General features: G+C 69.6%; 6 protein-coding genes. 4 read left to right on the top strand and 2 right to left on the bottom strand.

Going from position 1 to position 7,587, the window contains the following annotated elements:
• Nucleotides 1-207: 207 nt before the first annotated feature.
• Both POF43_RS15710 and POF43_RS15705 read left to right on the top strand, forming a co-directional pair.
• Nucleotides 208-861: a hypothetical protein gene (locus POF43_RS15710; protein WP_271326000.1), complete on the top strand. Its 654-nt coding sequence runs from the start codon at nt 208-210 to the stop codon at nt 859-861.
• Nucleotides 862-1,105: 244 nt separating this feature from the next.
• Nucleotides 1,106-1,258: a hypothetical protein gene (locus POF43_RS15705; RefSeq protein ID WP_271325999.1), complete on the top strand. Its 153-nt coding sequence runs from the start codon at nt 1,106-1,108 to the stop codon at nt 1,256-1,258.
• Nucleotides 1,259-1,383: 125 nt separating this feature from the next.
• Here POF43_RS15705 and POF43_RS15700 read toward each other — a convergent pair whose 3' ends face one another.
• Nucleotides 1,384-1,581 (bottom strand): hypothetical protein, encoded by a 198-nt coding sequence (locus tag POF43_RS15700; RefSeq protein ID WP_271316827.1) that lies wholly within the window; start codon nt 1,579-1,581, stop codon nt 1,384-1,386.
• Nucleotides 1,582-1,975: 394 nt separating this feature from the next.
• On the opposite strand from POF43_RS15700, the gene POF43_RS15695 reads away from it, so the two are divergent.
• A complete protein-coding gene (locus POF43_RS15695) occupies nt 1,976-3,397 on the top strand; it encodes a hypothetical protein (RefSeq protein ID WP_271316826.1) in 1,422 nt (473 codons plus the stop codon).
• Between the two features lie 117 nt (nt 3,398-3,514).
• Here POF43_RS15695 and POF43_RS15690 read toward each other — a convergent pair whose 3' ends face one another.
• Nucleotides 3,515-4,588 carry a glycoside hydrolase family 43 protein gene (locus POF43_RS15690; protein ID WP_271316825.1) on the bottom strand — a complete coding sequence of 358 codons (1,074 nt, stop codon included), beginning with the start codon at nt 4,586-4,588 and terminating at the stop codon, nt 3,515-3,517.
• Between the two features lie 575 nt (nt 4,589-5,163).
• On the opposite strand from POF43_RS15690, the gene POF43_RS15685 reads away from it, so the two are divergent.
• Entirely contained in the window at nt 5,164-7,533 is a 2,370-nt protein-coding gene (locus POF43_RS15685; protein ID WP_271316824.1) for a chitobiase/beta-hexosaminidase C-terminal domain-containing protein, read from the top strand.
• The last annotated feature ends 54 nt before the right edge of the window (nt 7,534-7,587 follow it).

The raw sequence follows: 7,587 nt of genomic DNA, 5'->3' as shown, positions 1-7,587 counted from the left end.
CCACCGCCCCCTCACGCGACCCGCGAGCACCACCCCACCGCACCCCACCACATCCCCTCCCCCCGGAGGCCGGCAATCCGCACCCCGTTCCGCTCCGAATACCTCACGGACCAAGTCGTGACGCAACTCCGTTGCACACCGCTTTTCATGACGGTGTGTCAGATCAGGGAGGCCGTCGCGGCGTACGCTCCGATCGGAAGGAACAGCATGCGCAGCGCACTGAAATACGCGGCCGTCGCGGCAGCGGCGGCCACTCTGCCGCTCGCCGTCGCGGGATCGGCGGGTGCCAGCAGCCCGTCCGCCGCGCCGGCGGCCCACCAGTGGACGTCCACCCGCTGGGCCGGGGGACCGTTGCTCCCAGTGGCGACCAACCACGTCTTCGGCATCGGGTACGCCTCCGTGACCCTGCGCGGTGACACCGCCCGCGTCACGGTCGACGCCACCGGGCTGCTCAACGGTGTACCGCACGCCATGCACATCCATGTCGACGGCAACGGCACCTGCCCGACGGCCGCCGCGTCCCGGGAGCACAACGGCCACCGTTCCATCGACGTCGCCGACGCCATGAAGGACTACGGCATGATCGGCGCGTCGCTGACCACCAGCGGCGACACCTCGCCCGCCAGCGCGCTCGCGGTCAGCCGCTTCCCCGACAAGGGAACGTTCCACTACAGCCGCACCATCCAGTTGAGCGCCGACACCGTGAAGAACATCGACGCCGGCAAGGCCGTCCTGGTCGTCCACGGCATCGACTACAACCACAACGGCACCTACGACAACGTCCTGGGCGCCAGCGAACTCGACGCCTCCCTCCCCGCCGAGGCCACCGACCCGGCCTTGTGCGGAACGTTGTACCGCTGACCACCACCCGGGCCGCCCGGCGCACGTGATCGACGCGACGGACCGGAGCGGCCAGGAGCCCGCTGTACGCCCGCGGTTGTTCCGCGGGCGTACGGCGGGCTCACGTGGCGGGGGCGCCGGTTGGCCGGCGGTGTAGGCCGCCACCCGGCCGACGCGCGTCGTGCCGCCAGAGGTGGTGGCGGACGTCGGCGTGGTACAGCCGCAGGCGCCGTTGGGGTAGCTGCCGCCCATCGCCGGGTCGAGGATGACCGACATCTTGTGGCCGAACGCCTGCTGCCAGGTCGCGGTGCCCACCTGGCTCTCGCCGACGGTGACGTACGACTTGCCGTCCAGGGAGGAGGTGATCGACTCGTTCGCCGCGTTGGTGCGGTCCAGGATCACCGAGTACGTGTGGTAGCCGGTCTGACAGCCCGCACAGGACCGCAGACCGCCAGCGGGTTGCCCGGAACGCCCACGTCAACTCCGAGTGCGCCGCCCTGCCCCGGTCTGCCCCGCGCCGCCCCGGCCCGCGCCGCCCCTCCCTCAGCGCACGTGGATCCAGTGCTCCCGCAGAGCCACCGCGAAGACGAGGAGGCCGACCGCCACGAGGAGAGTGGCGAACGGGGCGAAGCGGGTGAGGGCGGAGGGGGGATTGCGTTTGCTGAACATGCCGACGACGCCGAGGACGGCGAAGACCGCGGCGAATCCCTGCACTGCCAGGACCATTCCGGCGAAGGACATCGCCGTCCCCTTTCCGTCGAGGCACCGCGTACGTCCGCGGCGACCGGTGCGTGATGTCCCTGCCCGCCCCGGGCCTGACGATGCGTCTGTTCCGCATGCGGACGGGTGCCGCCCGCAGAACGGCCTGATCGAGGTGAACTCCTGCCGTGGACAGTGGAGTTGCCCAATGGCCGGGAAAAGCCGTTTCACAGCGGGGAGTTGTGAGAGTCGTGCGGGGAATCGGTGGCATTATTCCGACGACACCCGGGCCCGCCGGGTCTAGTGTTCGCGGTGCTTTGTGTACAGGGCGAGGGCAAACCACCCAATCGTGCACAGAGCCGGGTCAGCCGGCCCGCGACATATCTACAGGGCGGGGTAACCCGCCGAATCCGCGCATCCTGTGGGGGGATCGACGATGAGACTTCGACTCGCGAGACGCACGGCCACCGTGCTGGTGGCCGCGGCCGCCGCCATGGCGGCCGCGGGGGTGGCCCCGGTGGCCGCCGACGACGGGGGGAACCCGGTGATCACGCTGGTCCAGCCGACGGCACTGGCCGTCGCGCCGGCCGGCACCAAGGGGGTGGCCACCAGCGTCCAGCCGTCCCTGGAGTTCCGCACCACGGCCGCCAGCCTCAGCTCGACGGTGACCCTGACGATCGACGCCACCGATCTGGCCAAGGTCGCCAAGGTGACGTTCTCCGGCAACTGCACGGTCGTCGCGAACGTCGCGACCTGCGCGGAGAGCTTCTTCTACGACGACCTGAGCGCGAACGAGAGCCTGGGCGCCGAGACGCAGATGACGGTCCGGGCGCTGCCGGGCGCCGCGATCGGCGCCTCGGGCGGTTACACGGTCACCGGCAGCTCCGACACCGCGACCGTCACCGGTGCCACCGGCACCGTGCGGGTCGGCGGTCCGTCGTTCGCGCAGGCCCGGCCGGCCGCCAAGACCGGCCTGGCGGTGGGCTCGACGGTCGGCGAACCGGTGCGCTTCACCAACGTCGGTGACCAGCCCGCCGATTCGACCGAGGTCGACCTCGTCACCTCGCCGGGACTGGAGTTCGCCACGACGTACTCCAACTGCCGCTACAGCGACTCCGCCGGCGACGTCATGTCCGAGGTGGCGGTCTGCACCTTCCCCGGCACGGTCGACCCGGGCGAGACCCTGGCGCTGGCCACGCCGGTGCGGCTGCGGGTGCTGTCCACCGCGTACTACACGTTCCTCGACACCATGGCCGTGCCCACCGGTGACCCCACCGACAGCTGGGCCACCGCCGGGCGCACGTTCACCCAGGGCACCGGCCAGGAACTGGGCCTGAAGGTGATCACCGCCGGAACGCCCTCCGACGCGCCGGCCGGCACGCTGGCGGTGCAGGGGGCCGGCAACCACAGCGACTACCTCATCGACCAGCTCCAGGCCGCCAACACCGCCGACTTCGCCGTCACCGGTGACAGCGCCACGGCCGCGCAGGGCGACACCGTCACGCTGCACTTCTCCATGGCGAACCACGGCCCGGCGACCATCTTCGACCGCAGCGGCGAGCCGCTCGGCGTGCAGGCCACGCCGCCGCCGGGCACCACCGTGGTCGGCTCCTCCGACAACTGCGTCCCGTCGACCGGCGACGATCCGCAGGTCACGGCGCACGGCCCGTACTCCTGCTCCGGCAGCTACCTGGAGACCGACGGCATGGAGAGCGACTTCTCGCTGACCCTGCGGGTGGACACCGTGACCCCCGGCGCCGCCGGTACGGTCGCCATGGCGTGGAGCCCGGACGGCAGCTGGCGCCCGCCGTACGACACCGACGCCACCGACGACTCCGCCGCCCTCACCCTGAACTGACCCTCGGGGTAACGGCGTTCGCGGCCCCGACCGGAATCCCCGGCCGGGGCCGCCGCCCTTCCCGGTGGGCAGGACGGCGGCCGTGGAGCCCGTCGCACCCGGCGCGGGCCGGGCGGGTCACTCGAAGAACTTCAGGCTCCAGCCGGTGTCGCTGGTCGCGCCGGGGACGTTGGCCCGGGTGTAGGTGGTGTTGCCCCACCAGCAGAAGGTGCCGGTGAACCAGTAGCGGTTGGCCCACGAGTAGGTGGTGCCCTTCGGGACCGCGGTGTACATCATGGGGAACGTCGGGCCGGCCGGCGGGCTGGTGTTGATGTCGCCGTTGAGCAGGACGAAGCTGTGGCTGCCGGGACCGTTGACGTTGATGGTGGGGTCCCAACCGGCCATCATCGTGGCGGCGTTGGAGCCGAACAGGCAGCCGTTCGACTTGTACCAGTCCCAGACGTAGGTGGGATCGCCGCCGGACCGCAGCCGCAGATCGGCCATGCAGTACTGGTCGCTCCAGCTCCCGTTGGCGGAGTACACGATGTGCAGCTGGCCGTTGGGGTCCTTGATGGCCGCCGGCGCCTCGTTGATGTACGGGTTGCCGACCACCCGCTCCCAGCTCTCGCGCGGCTGCGAGATGATGTACCGCGCGCCGGTCGGCGTGGTCGGGCTGCTCATCCGGGCGATGTAGAGGTTCTGCTCGACGTTGGTGTCGCCGTCCCAGCCCGACCAGACGAACCAGCGCTGCCCGTTGAAGGTGAACAGGTTCCCGTCGATGGCCCACTTGTCGTCCGGCAGGGCCAGCTCCGTCTCGGCGCCGTACCCGCTGTTCGCGGTGGCGGAGCTGATGACGTACATCCGGTGGGCCGATCCGGTGCCGGCCGAGAAGTAGATGTAGTAGCGGCCGCTGTCCACCACGATCTCCGGGGCCCACACCTCACCGCGGCCGGCGGTGTCGGACCAGACCCGCTGGGCGGTCGCCGCGCCGAGGGCGTCCGTGGAGGCCGCCTCCCGCACCGCGATACCGCCGCCGGACGACTCCGCCGAGATGTAGGTGCTGCCGACCCTGATCACGCTCGGGTCGGCGTTGTTGATGGTGGTCTGGGCCGCCTGGGCGGGCGCGGGGCACACCAACAGCGTCAGCACGGCGGCCAGGACACCGCACAGGGTGAGGGCCAGGGTGCCGTGGAGACTTCGCAGAAGCTTCATAGTCCCGTTCCATGATCGGCCTCCGCTTCGACGCCGGGCGGGCGGGGGAACGCCAGCCGAGGGACGACGTCCGGTCAGCATCGCGTCGGAGGGGGGCGTCTGGGCGCTCTGACCGTCTGGATTCCACCGTTTCCACCGCTTCCGCACAGAGCTCAACGCCAGTGGAAGCACATTCCCACAGCATCCCGAGCAGACATGACCATGTCAATCGTTGGGCGGGGGTGGTGCCGCCCGCCGACGGCGCGTCGCTCGAACGGACGGCGAAGTGCGCCCGTTTCCCCCGGGTCGCTCACGCGAGCGGCCGCAGCGCTCCCGCGTGCGGCAGACGAGCAACAGGCGCACCAGGAACAGGCAATCCCGTCCGACTTCTTGACGGTTGGCCAGGACCACCTGAAACTGCCATACGGATGGACGAACCCCATGATCCGTAGCGTGAGAGCGTTCTCTGCAAGAGGATTCGTAGGCTAGAACGGCAAATCACCAACGGATTGCATGGGAAAGCGGGCGGTCCATCCCCGCATTCCGCGCCAACGCGGCGTTCACTTCGTGAACTTGGGTGAAAGGACCTCCATTTCATGCGCACACTCCTCACCGGGGCGAGACCCGGTCCCGCCCCGCGGGCGAGACGGCGTGCCGTCGCCGTGCTCGGCACCTTCGCCCTCCTGCTGGCCGGACTGCTGGGGCTGTCCGGGGCGGCCGGAACCGCCTCCGCGGACTCCTCCGACTACACCCAGAGCGTCAGCGGGACGAGCAGCACCCAGGCCCAGGTCACCTTCACGCCGACCTCGACCTCGACGTACGTGATCATTCACTACCTGGTCAACAGCACGAACCAGCAGAACGTGCAGATGACGGCCGCCGGTTCCGCCTGGAACTACACCGTCGGCGGCCTGTCCAGCGGGGCCGTGCTGACGTACTCCTTCACCTACACCAAGGGTGGACTGCAGTACGACTCCCCGCAGTTCACCTACACCCAGGGCGGCGGGACCACGCCTCCGCCGGGGACGGTCGCCACGCCGTCCTTCAGCCCGGGCGGCGGCAGCTACACCACCGCCCAGTCGGTGACGATCTCCGACGCCACCTCGGGCGCGGCCATCCACTACACCACCAACGGCTCCACGCCGACCGCCTCCTCCGCCACCTACAGCGGGGCGATCAACGTCGCCAGCACCACCACGCTCGAGGCGATCGCGGTGCTGTCGGGGTCCACCAACTCGGCCGTGGCCAACGCGACGTTCACCATCGGCAGCACCCCGGCGACCTGCCCGGCGCAGTCCGACACCCCCGACTTCGGCCCGAACGTGCACGTCTTCGACCCGTCGATGGGCAACGCGGCCATCCAGTCGCAACTGGACACGCAGTTCAACCAGATGAAGGACACCGCGACCGCCCAGTTCAGCGAGAACCGGGTGGCCGACCTGTTCAAGCCCGGCACCTACAGCGTCGAGGACAACGTCGGCTACTACACCTCGGTGGCCGGCCTCGGGCAGAACCCGGACGACGTCACGATCAACGGTGACGTCACCGTGGACGCCTTCAACGCCTCCGACGCGGGCAACGCCACCCAGAACTTCTGGCGTTCGGCCGAGAACCTCGCCATCAACCCCACCAACGGCACCGAGCGCTGGGCGGTCGCCCAGGCGGCGCCCTTCCGCCGGATCGACGTGCACGGCAACCTGGCGCTGTACCCGGCCAGTTACGGCTACGCCAGCGGCGGCTACATCTCCGACACCAAGGTCACCGGCCAGACGGCGTCGATCTCGCAGCAGCAGTGGTACACCAAGGACAGCGACCTGGGCAGCTGGTCGGGCGGCGTGTGGAACATGGTCTTCTCCGGCGTGAACGGCGCCCCGGCCAACACCTTCCCGAGCCCGCCGGAGACCACCCTGAGCACCACCCCGGTCTCCCGCGACGTCCCGTACCTCTACATCGACAGCTCCGGCAAGTACCACGTGTTCCTGCCGAGCCTGCGCACCAACGCCTCCGGCCCGAGCTGGGAGAGCGGCAGCACCCCGGGCACCTCGGACCCGATGAGCCAGTTCTACGTGGTCAAGGCCGGTGACACCGCGGCCACCATCAACAACGCGCTGTCCGAGGGCTGCAACCTGTTCGTCACCCCGGGCGTCTACCACCTCAACCAGACGCTCAACGTCACCAAGGCCAACACGGTGATCCTGGGCGTCGGTTACCCGACCTTCGTGCCGGACAACGGCGTCAACGCGATGCAGGTCGCCGACGTGGACGGCGTCCGGATCAAGGGCCTGCTGTTCGACGCCGGCACCACCAACTCCGCGGCGCTGCTGACCGTCGGGCCGTCCGGCTCCTCGGCCAGCCACGCGTCCAACCCGACCACGATCCAGGACGTGTTCTTCCGGATCGGCGGCGAGATCGCGGGCAAGGCGACCCAGAGCCTGGTGGTCAACAGCAACAACACGATCATCGACCACACCTGGGCCTGGCGGGCCGACCACGGTAATCCGGGCACGGTCGGCTGGACCGTCAACACCGCCGACACCGGCCTGACCGTCAACGGCAACAACGTGCTGGCCGACGGCCTGTTCGTCGAGCACTACCAGAAGTACGAGGTGGTGTGGAACGGCCAGGGCGGCAAGACGATCTTCTTCCAGAACGAGAATCCGTACGACCCGCCCAACCAGGCGGCCTGGATGAGCTCGTCGGGGGTCAACGGCTACGCGGCCTACAAGGTCGGTGCCAACGTCACCACTCACGAGGCGTGGGGGCTGGGCAGTTACTGCTACTTCAACGTCAACCCGGCCGTGAACAACTACCACGCGTTCGAGGTGCCGAACACCTCAGGCGTGAAGTTGCACGACGCGTTGACCGTCTCGCTGGGCGGCGTGGGCACCATCACGCACGTCGTCAACGACACGGGAGCGGTCACCGCGTCCAACACCACGCCGAGCAACGTGGTCTCGTACCCGTAAGCGGTCAGCGAACCGATTTCCCGTCAGCGGCCGGTGATCCGACCCGCTGACGGC

The sequence above is a fragment of the Streptantibioticus silvisoli genome, from assembly GCF_027947535.2.
GTDB lineage: Bacteria > Actinomycetota > Actinomycetes > Streptomycetales > Streptomycetaceae > Streptantibioticus_C > Streptantibioticus_C silvisoli.
The sequence above is the reverse complement of the archived record's forward strand: the minus strand, read 5'-3'. Positions and strand labels throughout refer to the sequence as shown.